At 40.9% G+C, this 15,995-nt stretch carries 9 protein-coding genes and 3 pseudogenes; 2 read left to right on the top strand and 10 right to left on the bottom strand.

Going from position 1 to position 15,995, the window contains the following annotated elements; genetic code table 11:
* The 4 genes and pseudogenes from HT687_RS05925 to HT687_RS05910 form a co-directional block, all read right to left on the bottom strand.
* Nucleotides 1-709: pseudogene (locus HT687_RS05925) on the bottom strand (IS630 family transposase); the annotation flags it as partial.
* An 84-nt stretch (nt 710-793) separates the two neighbouring features.
* Entirely contained in the window at nt 794-1,894 is a 1,101-nt protein-coding gene (gene glf / locus HT687_RS05920; RefSeq protein ID WP_000272518.1) for a UDP-galactopyranose mutase, read from the bottom strand.
* A 288-nt stretch (nt 1,895-2,182) separates the two neighbouring features.
* Nucleotides 2,183-4,140 (bottom strand): annotated as a pseudogene (locus HT687_RS05915) (peptide ABC transporter substrate-binding protein).
* Between the two features lie 195 nt (nt 4,141-4,335).
* Nucleotides 4,336-5,943 (bottom strand): alpha-glucosidase, encoded by a 1,608-nt coding sequence (locus HT687_RS05910; RefSeq protein WP_001156807.1) that lies wholly within the window; start codon nt 5,941-5,943, stop codon nt 4,336-4,338.
* A 152-nt stretch (nt 5,944-6,095) separates the two neighbouring features.
* On the opposite strand from HT687_RS05910, the gene HT687_RS05905 reads away from it, so the two are divergent.
* Both HT687_RS05905 and HT687_RS05900 read left to right on the top strand, forming a co-directional pair.
* Entirely contained in the window at nt 6,096-7,580 is a 1,485-nt protein-coding gene (locus tag HT687_RS05905; protein ID WP_000743635.1) for a DUF1846 domain-containing protein, read from the top strand.
* 94 nt (nt 7,581-7,674) lie between these two features.
* Entirely contained in the window at nt 7,675-8,157 is a 483-nt protein-coding gene (locus HT687_RS05900) for an S-ribosylhomocysteine lyase (RefSeq protein WP_000032561.1), read from the top strand.
* 293 nt (nt 8,158-8,450) lie between these two features.
* Here HT687_RS05900 and HT687_RS05895 read toward each other — a convergent pair whose 3' ends face one another.
* The 6 genes and pseudogenes from HT687_RS05895 to HT687_RS05870 form a co-directional block, all read right to left on the bottom strand.
* Nucleotides 8,451-10,556, bottom strand: coding sequence for an ATP-dependent Clp protease ATP-binding subunit (locus HT687_RS05895; RefSeq protein WP_023936491.1), 2,106 nt, complete (start codon nt 10,554-10,556; stop codon nt 8,451-8,453).
* Between the two features lie 549 nt (nt 10,557-11,105).
* The gene (gene mraY / locus HT687_RS05890) at nt 11,106-12,086 is read right to left on the bottom strand and encodes a phospho-N-acetylmuramoyl-pentapeptide-transferase (RefSeq protein ID WP_023936493.1); all 981 of its coding nucleotides are present in this window, start codon (nt 12,084-12,086) and stop codon (nt 11,106-11,108) included.
* A gap of 1 nt (nt 12,087) precedes the next feature.
* Nucleotides 12,088-14,340 (bottom strand): penicillin-binding protein 2X, encoded by a 2,253-nt coding sequence (pbp2X, locus tag HT687_RS05885; protein ID WP_023936495.1) that lies wholly within the window; start codon nt 14,338-14,340, stop codon nt 12,088-12,090.
* 3 nt (nt 14,341-14,343) lie between these two features.
* Nucleotides 14,344-14,661, bottom strand: coding sequence for a cell division protein FtsL (gene ftsL / locus HT687_RS05880; RefSeq protein ID WP_000840840.1), 318 nt, complete (start codon nt 14,659-14,661; stop codon nt 14,344-14,346).
* Nucleotides 14,662-14,672: 11 nt separating this feature from the next.
* Complete coding sequence (gene rsmH / locus HT687_RS05875) at nt 14,673-15,623, bottom strand: 16S rRNA (cytosine(1402)-N(4))-methyltransferase RsmH (protein ID WP_023936497.1); 951 nt, start codon at nt 15,621-15,623, stop codon at nt 14,673-14,675.
* A 155-nt stretch (nt 15,624-15,778) separates the two neighbouring features.
* A pseudogene (locus HT687_RS05870) lies at nt 15,779-15,995 on the bottom strand (IS30 family transposase); the annotation flags it as partial.

The raw sequence follows: 15,995 nt of genomic DNA, 5'->3' as shown, positions 1-15,995 counted from the left end.
CCATCCACCAGCGATTAAGAAAAATGATTCGCCTGTATGGGCATCAACAGCTCCATAACAATAGCAAAATTCTCGTATATAGTGACTATGGACATGTGGACCTACTCCCATTGGAGCCCAACAAGATCCCAGTTTACTGATTCTACCGAAACCAGCCTCATCTTGGTACATCAAGCGAACCTTACGAAAATGCCTACTGGTTTTAAAGCGCTTTCTTGTCTTCTTGAATTGAGATTTTATTTTTAGACGCGACAATGGTTTGAACGTCTGCTTTCTTGGGATGTTCTGGACGTGGCCTAATATTTCGCCAACCATGGCGCTTCAAGAGTTGATAAAAGACATCACATGTGTAGGAAGGACCTAACTCCTTTGTATAAGCCTGAAATAAGGCATCAATTGTAACAAATTCTCCTGCCTCTGCAGCCTTCAAATGACAGGCAAGAAAGGCTTTCTCTTCCTCAATTGTCATATATGCATGGTTACGACCACCACGTGTTTCTTGAAGGAGAGAATCGAGTCCGAACTCCTCATATTTTTTTACAGTTGGCCAAATCGTTGTTTGATTACAGCCTAAAAGCTCTATAATCTCTTTATAAGATTTACCCATCAGACGAAATAGAACGATTTGAAGGCGTTTATGATATTTAGCTGTACTAGAGTCTTTTAAAAGTGTTTTGATAGCTTGGATTTCTTCTTTAGTTGATTTCATATTACTATTATATAATACTTTTTTATTTTAGTTTAGTATAAAAATCTTAAGTAGCAAAGATTCTAAAATAACGGAATCCTTGCATTATTGTCCCAACTCTTCCTCGACCACTTCCAAAGCCCGTTCGATGACCACATGCATGTCGTAGTATTTATAATCTGCTAAACGACCACAGAAAATAACCTTGTCATTTGTTGCCGCTTCTTCCTGATATTTGGAAAATATAGCATTGTTTCTCTCATCATTGATTGGATAATAAGGCTCATCTCCACGTTTCCAATCAGCTGGGTATTCTCGAGTAATAACCGTTTTAGCTTGTGTACCATACTCAAAATGTTTATGCTCAATAATGCGAGTATAAGGAATTTCTCGCTCTGTGTAGTTCACTACAGCATTTCCTTGATAGTTTTCTTCATCAAAAACTTCATGCTCAAAACGAAGACTACGGTATTCTAACTCACCATGTTTATAATCAAAGTATTGGTCAATCATCCCTGTAAAGACAACTTTTTCAGCAGAAGCTTCTAATTCTTGACGATTGGCAAAAAAGTCAAGACCAAGTTCTACTTCCACATCCTTGAGCATATTTTCGATAATGACATTATACCCACCAATTGGAATTCCTTGGTAACGGTCATTGAAATAATTATTATCAAAGGTCAAACGAACTGGTAGACGTTTAATAATAAACGGTGGAAGGTCAGTAGCAGAACGTCCCCATTGCTTTTCAGTATATCCTTTAATCAATTTTTCATAAATATCTGGACCAATCAACTTGATAGCCTGTTCTTCCAAGTTTTTAGGTTCAACGTCCTTCATATGAGCCGTTTGATCAGCAATCTTATCTTTCACTTCTTGAGGAGTTTTTGTACCCCACATAGCATAGAAAGTATTCATATTGAAAGGTAGATTATAAAGGCTACCCTTGTAATTAGCTAGAGGCGAGTTGATATAATTGTTAAACTCAGCGAATTGATTGACATAGTCCCAAACTTTTTTATTAGAAGTATGAAAGATATGGGCACCATATTTATGAACATTAACCCCTTCTACATTCTCACAGTAGATATTTCCACCAATGTGGTCACGTTTATCAATAACTTTTACTTTTTTTCCACGCTTAGTCGCCTCATAAGCAAAAATTGCTCCCGACAAACCAGCACCAACGATTAGATAGTCGTACATAGTCTCTTCCTTATCACTTATCTTTACATCTCCTTAACTATAGTAAAAGAGAGGATCTTTATACTCTTCGAAAATCTCTTCAAAGCACGTCAGCGTCCATCTGCAACCTCAAAACAGTATTTTGAGCTGACTTCCCAGTTACTCTTTGATTTTTATTGAGTATTCGTTTCAATCTATTTTAGCACAAAACAAATCATTTCTCAGTTTTCGATAGCCGAGTGATTTAAAAAGACAAGCACCAAAACTGATGTTTGTCTTTAGGATTTTGCTTGAAAAGGCTATTTCTAACTATTTAACATGTTTTTCTGCTTCTTTTTGGGCTTTTTCGATTGCTTTTTTGCTTTCTTGCTCCCATTTACTTTTAGCTTCTTCAAACTGTTTGGTCGTCACAGTGTCTTTTTGCAGTTTCATGTACTTGTAGTTATTGCCATCACCCTTGATACCAACCAATGAATAGCCTCTTGTAAATGGCGTCACTTTGGTTACAGATGCTGTGCCACCACTTGACATAGCTGACATAATGAGAGAATTGTCAATCATCCAAGCCTGTGCTTCAGCGTATTTTTCATAACGCTTGGCTACATCTTTGTTTTCACTATCTGCATCTTTGAGCATCTTAGTGTAGGTATCCAGACCTAGACTAGTGATTTTTTCCTTATCTTCCTTGGCATCTAGTCCAAAAATCTTAAGGTAGAATCCATCCTCTGCATTGAAAGGATTGAGATAAGTTGATGGATCCTGATAGTCACCCACCCAACCATCAAAGTTCAAATCGTAGTCACGATCAGCTGCTGTCGGTGCTAAGAAGGCTACATTATTAAAATCATCTGTTGAAAGTTGCTGAACATCAATGACAATGTTATCAGCACCCAAAACTGACTCAAGGGTCTGCTTAACTGAGTTCATGCCTGTCACAGCATTTTTACTTGTCTGATCAACAGCCACATCCAAGTGAATAGGGAAAGTCACACCTTGACTTGCCAATTCTTTTTTAGCTTCCACAAATTTTGCTTGGGCTTTTTCTTTGTTGAAATAGGCATCCTGAGCATCTGCCAAGTTAATACCTGACCATTCTGTTCCGTAGTTGACCAATTTAGAAGCGACTACTTCTCCAAAGGTCTTGTCTCCAACTTGGACAAATGTAGGAGGTACTAGGGTGTTACGAAGAGTCTTGCTAGCTGCTTCTTCCCCATTTGACTGAGCAGAATAGGCTGTGCGGTCCAAGGCAAAGTTCACCGCTTGGCGGAAGTTCTTGTTCAAAACAGCTGTCTCAGTTGACTTCTTCTGCTCATCTGTCGTTTTAGCAGTGTGATTGTAGGCCTTACGGTTAACGTTGAAATTGAAATACCAAGAAGTCTTGTCCTGCAAGCTATAGACGATATTATCCTTATATTTCTCCTTGGTCTTAGCCAAGTTAGAACTATTTGGATAAACCCCAGCGATAGAATAAGCTCCACTTTCAAAGTTACGGATGGTCAATTCTTGGTCTGAACCATCAAAATAGGCCAATTTCACATGTTCAATTGATACTTTGTCATGATCATAGTAATGCGGATTTTTCGCATACTCGATCGATGATTTTGATGTGAAATCTTTTAACAAATAAGGTCCGCTGTAGAGAATACTATCTGGAGATAGGGTACCAAAATCTTTCCCTTTTGAGTTTAAAAACTCTTCGTTTACTGGGAAAAGAATACTGTTGGTTGTTTTTGAGTTCCAGTAAGGTTCTGGCCGTGACAAAGTATACTCAACAGTCTGGTCGTCAATGGCCTTCACCCCAACCTTAGAAAAGTCAGAATTCGCTCCTGTAATATAATCATTCAAGCCCTTAATCGAGTTTTGAATCAAGTCAATGGCCTGTGATTTATTATCCACTGCGTACTTGATACCTGTCACAAAATCTTGTGCCTTAACTGGGGCGTACTCTTCACCGTCAGCCGTGAACCATTTGGCACTTTTCTCAATTTGTAAGTATAAGTCAGACCGCCGCTTGAAACAGACCAGTCCTCTGCTAAAGACGGAACTAGATTTCCGTAATTGTCATTTTCAAGCAAACCATCAACTAGGTTGGTAATGATGGCTGTATTATCAGCGTAGTAGTCTAACAAGTAGTTAAATGCAGTTGGATTTCCACTAAAGGTTGATGAGTAAGTTTTTGTATCTGAACCTGATTGTCCGCAAGCAGCTAAAAGCAAGGCAAATGCAAAAGTCAGGCCTGCACTAAGGACACTCTTTTTTGTATTCATCTCCCTTCTACTTTATGTTAGTTTTTGTAACATAGGTTTGTTTTACCAAAATAGTGGAAATTTGTAAAGTTAATTGAATTTCGAGAATGAAAGTTTATAAACCTTGGTTATAAAAAACAAAGGATTTCTGCCTTTTCATACAGCCTTCCCTTGTTTTTATGCGATTTCAATTTTAAATTTTTCTGTAAAAAATATTTATAGTAATTCCACACAGAAAGCATCCCATGGAGCTAAGATTTGTTTTTCAAAGACTTCTTGAGCTAGGGTGTTTTCAATCAAGACAGATTTGACATTTCCTTCTACTACAAAGACTTGCTCTTCATTGGACAAGTTAGCCACAACTAGGAAACGACGGTCGCCATCTTTACGGATATAGGCGAAGACCTTATCAGCCGTATCAAGCAATTCAAAGTCAGCTCGAATCAGCCAGCTGTTCTCCTTACGGATTTGGACCAAGTTCTGATAAGTATAGAAAATAGAATCTGGATTTGCCAGCGCTTCTTGAACGTTGATTGCTTGATAGTTTGGATTCACTGCCAACCAAGGTTGACCTGTTGAGAAACCAGCGTTTTTGCTCTCGTCCCATTGCATAGGGGTACGGGCATTGTCACGTCCAATGACACGTATACTGTCCATGATTTCTTCCAGCGAAACACCTTTTTCAAGAGCTTCACGCGCATAATTGAGGGATTCAATATCTTCTACTTGATCCAGCGTTTCAAACGGATAGTTGGTCATCCCAATCTCCTCACCTTGGTAGATATAAGGAGTTCCTCTCATAATATGAAGCAAGATTGCAAAGGCTTTGGCAGATTTTTCGCGGTATTCTTGGTCATTTCCCCAGATTGAGACAATACGAGGGAGGTCATGGTTGTTCCAGAAGAGGGAATTCCAGCCGTCCTCAACTCCTAACTCTGTCTGCCATTTGTTGAAGATTTCTTTTAACTTAGCGATATTCAGCTCTTTTTGATAGTGCCATTTAGGCTGACCTTCCTGATACTGAAGACCGATATGTTCAAAATGGAAGACCATAGACAATTCTTGCCCCTTTGGGTCAGAGTAGAGCTTGGCAATCTCTGGCGTTGCTCCCCAGGTTTCCCCTACTGTCAAGAGATTCTTAGCTCCAAAGGTGGCCTGATTCATTTCCTTGAGATAGGGGTGAAGCATAGGACCATTATTGACTACCTTCTCGTCAGGAATTTTGCCAATCATGTCAATAACATCCATACGGAAACCACCAATACCTTTATCAATCCAGAAGTCCATCATATCATAAATTTTCTGGCGAAGTTTTTCATTTTCCCAGTTGAGATCCGGCTGTTTCTTACTGAAAAAGTGGAGATAGTATTGACCTGACTTTTCATCGTATTCCCAAGCAGACCCACTAAAGATAGAATCTAGGTCATTGGGTTCATCGCGCCAGATATAGTAGTCTCGCTCAGGGCTATTGGGATTTTCACAGGCCTCTACAAACCAAGCATGTTCATCCGAGGTATGATTGACCACCAAGTCCATGATGATACGAATATCACGCTTCTTAGCTTCCGCAATCAGTTGATCCATATCCTCCATGGTTCCAAAAATCGTTGCAATCGCTTGATAATCAGCAATATCGTAGCCATTATCATCCATAGGGCTGTCATAAACGGGAGAAAGCCAAATCGCTGTAATCCCTAGCTTGGCTAGATAGTCTAACTTACTGGTAATTCCTGGCAAATCGCCAATTCCATCTCCGTTGCTGTCCATGAAACTCTTTGGATAAACTTGATAAACTACGGCATTGTGCCACCATTTTTCTTGCATCTTCTTACCTCATTATTTTAATAATCTATAGTCTATGATAGCGCTTTTCAGATTTTTATGCAAGCGTTCGCCTAATCTTTTTGATTCCTTTTTTAACTCCGTAGTTTCCTAACTTCCAATTTTTTATTATAATAGAGGTCAGAGGTAAAAAAATGAAAAAACAAGCTTTTAGTTCTGAACGATATTTGAATTTACAACGCGACCATATTTTGGAACGCATTAACCAATTTGACGGCAAACTCTACTTAGAATTTGGCGGTAAAATGTTAGAAGATTTCCACGCTGCTCGTGTCCTTCCTGGTTATGAACCTGACAACAAAATCAAGCTCTTGCAAGAATTGAAAGAGCAGGTTGAGGTTGTGATTGCCATTAATGCTAGCAACATTGAACATTCCAAAGCACGTGGCGACTTAGGCATTTCTTATGACCAAGAAGTTCTTCGTTTGATTGACAAATTCAATGAATTAGGGATTTTTGTCGGCTCCGTTGTCATTACACAATACGCTGGCCAACCCGCTGCAGATGCCTTCCGCAACCAACTTGAGAAAAACGGAATTGATTCTTATCTTCATTATCCAATCAAAGGATATCCGACGGATATGGATCACATCATTTCCCCAGAAGGCATGGGCAAAAACGACTACATCAAAACCAGTCGCAACTTGATTGTCGTAACCGCTCCTGGACCCGGTTCTGGAAAATTGGCAACGTGTATGTCCAATATGTACCACGACCAAATCAATGGCATCAAGTCTGGCTACGCTAAATTTGAAACCTTCCCTGTTTGGAATCTTCCCCTTCATCACCCAGTTAACTTGGCTTATGAAGCTGCCACAGCTGACCTTGATGATGTCAACATGATTGACCCCTTCCATCTTCAAACCTATGGAGAAACCACTGTCAACTACAACCGTGATATCGAAATCTTCCCAGTGCTCAAGCGCATGTTGGAACGTATTCTCGGAAAATCACCATACGCTTCACCGACAGATATGGGTGTCAACATGGTTGGTTTCGCTATTACAGATGACGAGGCTGCTGTCGAAGCTTCTAAACAAGAAATCATCCGCCGTTACTATCAAACAGTTCTTGACTTCAAAGCTGAAAAAGTTGGCGAAGCTGCCGTCAAGAAAATTGAGTTGCTCATGAACGACCTCGGTATCACACCTGCAGACCGTAAGGTTGCTGTCGTTGCGCGCCAAAAAGCAGAAGAAACTGGTGGACCAGCCCTAGCCTTTGAATTGCCAAATGGGGAAATCGTCACTGGTAAGAACTCAGAACTCTTTGGCCCTACAGCCGCTGCCTTGATCAACGCCATCAAAAAATCAGCTGACATCGCTAAAGAAGTAAAACTAATCGAGCCTGAAGTTGTTAAGCCAATCCAAGGTCTTAAAATCGATCATCTCGGTAGCCACAATCCACGCCTTCATTCAAATGAAATCCTGATTGCACTTGCTATCACAGCTACAGAAAATCCTGATGCTGCCCGCGCTATGGAAGAACTCGGCAACCTCAAAGGAAGCGAAGCCCACTCAACCATCATCTTGACTGATGAAGACAAGAATGTCCTTCGTAAACTGGGTATCAACGTAACCTTTGACCCATACTACCAATACGACCGCTTATATCGTAAGTAAAGATTTCAACCTCTCCAGCCTCGGAGAGGTTTTCTCTCTGTCTCAGGAGCAACCTTTATGATATAATGAGAGAAGAAAACTGAAAGGATTTACCATGTCAAAAGAAGTTATTGTCGAAAGTTTTGAACTTGACCACACCATTGTCAAAGCACCCTATGTTCGCTTGATTGGGGAAGAAACAGGGCCAAAGGGAGATGTCATCTCCAATTATGATATTCGTTTAGTGCAACCCAATGAAGACTCGATCCCTACTGCCGGCCTTCACACTATCGAGCACCTCTTAGCCAAACTCATCCGTACCCGCATTGACGGCATGATTGACTGTTCACCATTTGGTTGCCGCACAGGCTTCCACATGATTATGTGGGGACGTCACGCCAGTGCTAAAATCGCAGCTGTTATCAAGGATTCGCTCAAGGAAATCGCTGAAACTACTACTTGGGAAGATGTCCCAGGGACAACCATCGAATCTTGCGGAAACTACAAGGACCACAGCCTCTTCTCTGCTAAAGAATGGGCAAAACTCATCTTGGAACAAGGGATTTCAGATGATGCCTTTGAACGTCATGTGATTTAAAATCGAGTAGGGGATAATCTCTAGCCCCTCTCACACCACCGCACGTGCCGTTCGGCATACGGCGGTTCAACTAACTTTTAACGCATGTCGTTCAAGGTAATAATCCAAACACGAAACCAGTCCACGTTTTTCCAGGACTGGTTTTGATATAGCACGTTTAAGTACCGACTTCTGAGCTACTATAGTAGACTGAAACTAGAATAGTACACCTCTACTACACGACATGCCCGTCGTACCTCAAAAGGAACCAGTTTTTCAGCTGGCTCCTTCTTTTTTATGCTCAAAATTCTGTCTTAGGCTTTTTCACGAATGACCAAAACACCATCTTCCATGTCAGCTTCTAGGTGTTTAGCATCAAGGTTATCCAAGTGGAAGTCTGTGACTTTGTCACGGATTTGTTGTTCAACCACACGACGGAGTGGACGAACACCCATGACTTCATCGTAGCCTTCCTCAGTCATGTATTCTTTAGCAGCTTCGCTCACTGCCAAGTCAATGTCTTTCTTAGAAAGCGTCTTGTTAACTTCAACCAACATAAGGTCTACAATCTTAGAAAGATCTTCTTTGCTCAAGTGTGAGAATTCGATGACAGCATTGAAACGGTTAAGGAATTCTGGACGGAAGTAAGGTTTCAAACGATCCATCAATTCTGGTTTATCAGCATCTTCTGTCAAGTTAGCTTCGTAACCAAATCCTGCGTTTGAAGTTGCGATAATCACCGTATTCTTGAAGTTGACAGTGTTACCTTGACCATCTGTCAAACGACCATCATCCAAAACTTGAAGGAGAAGGGTGATGACTTGAGGGTCAGCCTTTTCAATTTCGTCGAGAAGGACGATTGAGTATGGATTGCGACGGACGCGTTCTGTCAAGGTATTGTTGTTGTCATCGTAACCAACATAACCTGCAGTTGTACCAATCAATTTAGATACGGCTGTGCGGTCGCTGTATTCTGACATGTCCAAACGGATGATAGCATCTTTCGTTCCGAACATATCTAGAGCCAATTGTTTAGCCAACTCAGTCTTACCAACACCAGTAGGACCTACAAAGAGGAAGCTACCGATTGGACGGTTACCTTCATCAAAACCAGCACGGTTACGACGGATAGCACGAGCTACCGCTTCTACCGCCTTGTCTTGGCCAATTACCTTATCTTGCAGACGATGAGCCATATCTTTCAAACGTTCAATGTCTGACGCTCCCATTTGAGACACTGGAATACCGGTCATTCGTTCTACAGATTCAGCCACATCGTTGACACTTGCAGTCACTTTCATATCTTCTGTGTGGTTTTCGATTTTCTTTTCCAATTCTGCGATGCGTGTTTTATAGTTTAGAGCTGCTTCAAAATCTTCCGCCTCGACAGCTTTTTCTTGCTTGTCTTTTTCTGCCTCAATTTCACGTTCAACAGCATGTACATCTGTTACAGGATGTTGTGCTGCCAAGTGAGCCGCTGTTACATCGACAAGGTCAATAGCCTTATCTGGCAAGCTACGTTGAGGAATATACTGAACAGAATAATCCACTGCTGCTTTCAAAACTTCATCTGGCAAGATAACATTGTGGTGTTGTTGATAGAGATCACGAATTCCTTGAAGAATTTTAAAAGTATCCTTTGCTGAAGGAGCATTGACCTTGACTTCGTTGAAACGACGAGCAAGGGCTGCATTTTTCAAGATAGTATTACGGTATTCATCTTGAGTAGTTGCGCCAATCACTGTCAATTCTCCACGTGAAAGAGCTGGCTTAAGAATGTCTGCAAGCCCTTTAGATCCACTGTCTCCACCCGTACTACCTGCACCGAGAATTTGGTGAATTTCATCAAAGAAGAGAATGATATTTCCCGCTTCTTTTACTTCATTGACTAAGTTTTGAACGTTTTCTTCAAAGCTACCACGGTATTGAGTACCAGCCTCAAGACCTGAGATGTCAATTGAAATAATTTCCTTGTTCTTAATAGCAGCTGGAACATCACCGTTCACAATGGCTTGTGCCAAACCTTCGACAACTGCTGTCTTACCAACACCTGCGTCTCCGACTAAAACAGGATTGTTCTTAGTACGGCGTGAGAGGATTTCAGATGTTTCTTGAATTTCCTTGTTTCGTCCAATAACTGGATCCAGCTTGCCCTCACGCGCTTCTGCAGTCAAGTTTCGACCTAGTTTAGCAAGGACACCGTCTTGTTTCATACCTGACGTATGTTGTGACACTTGTCCATCAACTTCTGCATTTCCTGGTAATTGACCAGTCGCACGATAATGAGCAAATTCCTCAGGTGTGACTTCACGTCCATTAATCAAGTAGCGACGGTTTTCAGAACTGTATCCTCGCATACCACCCATCAATTGGTTAAATAAATCATCCATGTTGTTAAAATTATTAAAGTTGTTGTTCATATTCTTTACCTCATTTTGTTTACTTAGTTATGATTACTGATATTGACTATCTTTAACCTTTGTGTTAAAAAATTTAGACTAGCTAAATCGCTACTCTAGGTACTATTTCTGGTTTTTCTTTTTCAAGCAGGAGTAGACTATCTTTACTTCTGAAGATTTCTAGATTAAACATAGACACACCTCTTTCTACTTTACTCTAAATAAGTGTTCTAGTAAGGCTTTCATTTACCTTACATTCATAATATACTACATTAGTCAGAAAAGGTCAAGAGATTTGACTTTAATTGACTAATGTTTTTTATACTCTTCGAAAATCTCTTCAAGCCACGTCAGCTCTATCTGCAATCTCAAAACAGTGTTTTGAGCAACCTGCGGCTAGCTTCCTAGTTTGCTCGTTGATTTTCATTAAGGATAAGCGTTCTAGTAAGGCTTTCATTTACCTTACGTTCATAATATACTACATTAGTCAGAAAAGGTCAAGAAATTTGACTTTGACTGACCAATATTTTTTAAAAAGCAAAAACACCCTGAAACATCAGGGTGCCATTCTTACATCAAATACAAAATTGCAAGGGTCAGGAGACTTGCTAGAAGCCCAATTCCCCAAAAGAAGAAGTCAACCTTCCACTCGCTCCAAGGATTTCCTTTACCAGACAATCCTCCAAGCTCAAAATGGTGATGGACAGGCGTCATACGGAAAATACGTTTACCACCTGTCAGTTTAAAATAGCTGACTTGCATCATGACCGAAGTTGTTTCAAAAACATACACAATTCCGATAATCAAGAGAGTCCATTCTTGGTGGAGAGCCATAGAAATCGCTGCCAGCATTCCACCTAAAGCCAAACTTCCCACATCACCCATAAAGACCTTGGCAGGCTTATGGTTAAAGATGAAGAAACCGAGCAAACCACCAATCATAGCAAGAATCACTAGAAGGATGTCCATCTGACCTTGCACATAGGCAATAACTCCATAGGCAGACAAACTAATCACAACGGAAATACTAGCTAGACCGTCAATACCGTCTGTCAAGTTGACTGCATTTGAAAAACCGACTAGCCAGAAAAGGGCGAAGAAAATATAGAAAATCCCCAGATGCACTTGGTAACCAAAGACTGAAAGCATATCGCCCCCACGCTCATAGAAAAGATAGAAGATAACTCCACCTAGAAGCTGAAGAGCCAATTTTTGCTTAGGATTCAGCCCCTCATTGATTTTGCGAAAAACCTTGAGAAAGTCATCTAAAAATCCGACCAAGCCATACAAGACCAAGATGAACAAAATCATTCCCACATTATTGCTGAATTGGCTACTAAATAGGGCGAAAAAGAAAGCAAGCAAAACAGAAGTAATTAAGAAAACCAAACCTCCCATTGTAGGAGTCCCAGCTTTTGCCTGATGCTGTTTGACATCCTCATGCATCTGCTGGCCTGTAATTTGCGCCTTTCTATAAAATTGGATAAAGGCCGGAATTCCTACTACAGTTAGTAAAAATGTCACAATTCCAGCACTGATGGAAATAAACATATTAGTCTCCTAAAGTTAATGTAATTTTTTTAATATCCTTGATAGCTGTGTTAGCTCGAACATCTTGCTTCTGCACAGTAGAGCCCGAACCTTCAAATGCAAGTTCTATATTGAGCCACTTAGCAAAGGTCTCAGCAGTCTCCTTTGTCCAACCATACATGTCTGGAACTTCCTCTGCTTTATCAGATAAGATCAGGACTTGCTGATTTGGGGCAAGATTCTTCCCTTCTTCAGCAGAACTGTTTTTAATCTTCGTTCCTGTTCCCACAACAATAGGTTGTACAAGATTGCGACGCAATTCTTCTGCTAAATCACCAGGTGAAATATCCTTGACACTAGGCATATGATAAGGACTTTGTTGACTTACTTGCTCCAAAGCTTTAGCTGTTGTTTGAAGATTGAGAGAGTCTTTCATAGCTGAAGCCCGCTCCAAGATAGGATTGGCAAATTCTCCCAACTGGATACCTGAATAATGTTCAGGTTGTTGGACCGTCACATACAAGATAAAATCAGGATTTTCAGCCGGATTCATCGATACAGCCGAGAAAATATAGTTGGTTAACCCAACTAGATAACCACCATTTTTCTCGTCAGCAATCTGAGCCGTACCAGACTTGAGGGCTACATTTTGCCCAGGAACAGTTACAGTTGGCTTGCCTGTGCTGTGGTTATACATGGTTCCATAAACCGCATCCGTCCCTACCAAAACCATGTTAGTCCGAGTTAGACTAGCTGCATCTTTAGAAACAGGATTTCCCACAATTTCTTTTTGAGATTTCCGAGCAGTTTGATCATTTGGATCATAAATGGCACTAATAAATTTAGGTTCCAGCATGACACCGTCATTAGCAATGGCTGTAAAGGCACGAATCATTTGCGTCTGGGTCACTGAAATCCCTTGTCCAAATGAGCTTTGCGCAATGTTGACAATATTATCCGCAGGAAGCTGACCAGCATACTCATCCGTCAAACCGAAACGGGTCGGAACACCAAATTTAAAACGATTAAGATAATCAAGCCAGGTAGCATCTCCCATCTTTTGCTCAAGGAGGGTCATCCCAACGTTACTTGAGTGTGCAAAACCTTGAGAAAAAGTCATCATTCTGCCACCAGTCAATCCTTCATTAACGTCCCAATCTCGAATCGTGGCATCTGCAATTTTTAACTCACTACTATTAAAGACTTCTCCTCCTGGAAAGGTATTATTATCAATAGCAGCAGCCAACATCATCACTTTCATAGTGGAACCTGGCTCATAGTTACTTTGATAAAGAATATCACGCCAGACAAAGTCCTTAGTGATTCCTTCCTTAGTATCGGCATCAAAGGTTGGTCGTTGCGTTGTTGCCAGAATTTCCCCTGTTTTAGCACTGACCAAAGTCGCTGTCATGTACTTTCCTTTTACCTTCTCTTGAAAAGCATCCATCTGGGTTTCCATAAAGGACTGGAGAGGGCTGGAAATGGTTGTATAAACATCCTTGCCATCTACCGTTTGTTGGGAAACTTGTTCTGTTCCAGGTACAATATTACCCAGACGATCCTTTTCATAGGTAATAATGCCGTCTGTCCCTGCAAGAATACTGTTCAAGGAACTCTCCATTCCAGAGGTTCCCAGCAAGCTCTTGCTTCCATCTTCATTTTCATGTAGCTGAGCTAATCCGATAAAACTAGAAGCAAATTGTCCGTTTGGGTAACTACGATTGGGACTGGTTGTAAAATCAATCCCCTTGACCTCTGCAGTTTCCAACTCTTTTTTGATAGTCATCATATTGGCATAGGTAATCCCATTTCCCTTTGCTCCAAAAGAAACTTGCTTGAGATTAGGTTGCGAGAGTTGCTCTCTTACATAAGATTCTTCCATGTCCAGATACTTATGAAAGACCTCTGCAACCTTGTTAAATTGTGTTTTTTCTACGTAAAGAATCTTACCCGTTGCTGACTTATAGTTCTCATCAATAACCGCATAGACATTATAAGATGTCGCATCCTCAGCAATAGGGACTCCATTTCGGTCATAAATAGTCCCACGTTTGGCAGGAACTGTACGGGTGGTTTGATGAACCTTCTTAGCTTCCCTCGCTAAATCTGTTCCAAAGCGAGTGCCCGTCCCAATAATGACCGCAAAATTGACTAAAAAAACGGCAAAAACAAAGACAGATAATAAACTCAGACTTTTTCCAACTCTGCGTCTGTTTTCAGCCGGCGATTTCCGATTTTTGGTCGCATAACGGATTACTTTTTTTGTCCACTTCATATCTTACTCCGCTATTCGAATATTTTCATTGTTTAATTGCAAATCGTGTGAATTGGCAATTTCTTTCAAACGTTCTGCACGTAATAGTTCATTGACCTCTTGCTTGGCATCGTCCAATTCGGTCTTCTTTTCCTCTATCTGCGCATTGATTTTTGTCAAATCATTCTGCACTTGCAAGAGCTTGGTCTGCATAAAAATAATACTAATGGCTACAATAAGAGTGGTTACAGCAATGGAAAAGTAAAAAGCTTTTTCCACACGCGAAAACCGTTTAAGTTGCATCTGTAGTATTTGACCTGTTTTTTCCATTCTTTCTGCCATCATTTTTCCTCTTACTTGTGAATTTTTCTGGCTACGCGCAACTTGGCTGAGTGCGAGCGGTTATTGGCTTCTAATTCTTCTGCACTTGGCAAGATTGGCTTACGGGATACCAATTCCATCTTGGGCTTGAGATCATCTGGGATGAAAGGCAAACCTTTTGGAACTTCAACTGTTGAAGCTTCCTTAAACAATTGCTTGGTCAAGCGGTCTTCCAAGGAATGAAAGGTAATCACTGAAATTCTACCATCCAGAGTCAACATATCCATAGATTGCTGGATGGACTCATCTGCCGCTCCCAGTTCATCATTGACTTCAATTCGAATAGCCTGGAAAATCTGCTTAGCAGGATGGCCCTTCTTCTTGAGTTCCTTGGCAGGTTTGGCCGACTTGATAATTTCTGCCAATTCAGTCGTAGTCTCGATTGGCTTAACTTCACGTGCTTGTTCAATCTTACGCGCAATCTGTTTAGAGAATTTGTCCTCTCCATACTTGAAGAAAATACGAACCAAGTCATGATAGTCATAGTGGTTCACCACTTCATAGGCTGTCAGGCTAGCATCCTGATTCATCCGCATGTCCAGTGGCGCATCCTTTTTATAAGAAAAACCACGCTCACGCTGGTCCAATTGAGGACTAGACACTCCCAAGTCATAACAAATTCCATCAATTTCCTGAACACCAGCTTCGCGCAAACGTGCCTGTAAATGACGGAAGTTATCCTTGATAAAGGTCACCATTCCCTTCTCAATGTAAGGTGCCAAGCGTTTTTGCGCATTGTCAATGGCATTCTGGTCCTGGTCAAAGGCATAGAGATGGCCTTTTTCACTTAATTTACTTAATAAATACTCGCTATGGCCTGCTCCACCCAAAGTCGCATCAACGTAGATACCGTCGGGCTTTACGTCAAGCATATCAATCGTTTCGTGGAGTAAGACCGTTACATGATGAAATTCTTTTGTCATATCTTATCTATTTTACCACAAATCCGACCAGCTTGCACTAGTCAGACAAATCAGACAAGGAGGCCAAATTTCAAGTTCAAGTTAGCCATGAAGAAGTCTTCTCTGGGTGATTTGTAGTTCAAGCATTTTTTAGGATAGTTATTAATCCAATTTTAGATGAATGCGACTTCTTTGGGAGTCGTTTTCTTAGTTCCCTTAGGTAACCATCTCCGAATGAGCCTGTTGTGATTCTCATTAGTTCCCCTTTCCCAAGAGGCGTAGGGGTGCGCATAATAGATATGTTCCTCAGAAAATACATCAGACAAGCGGTTAAATTCTGTACCATTATCTGCCGTGATGGAAAGAATTTGATGTTGTTTTAAGATGAGTTTT

It is taken from the genome of Streptococcus sp. 1449, assembly GCF_013276805.1.
Classification (GTDB): Bacteria; Bacillota; Bacilli; order Lactobacillales; family Streptococcaceae; genus Streptococcus; species Streptococcus pseudopneumoniae.
This window is presented reverse-complemented; position numbering and strand designations above follow the sequence as displayed.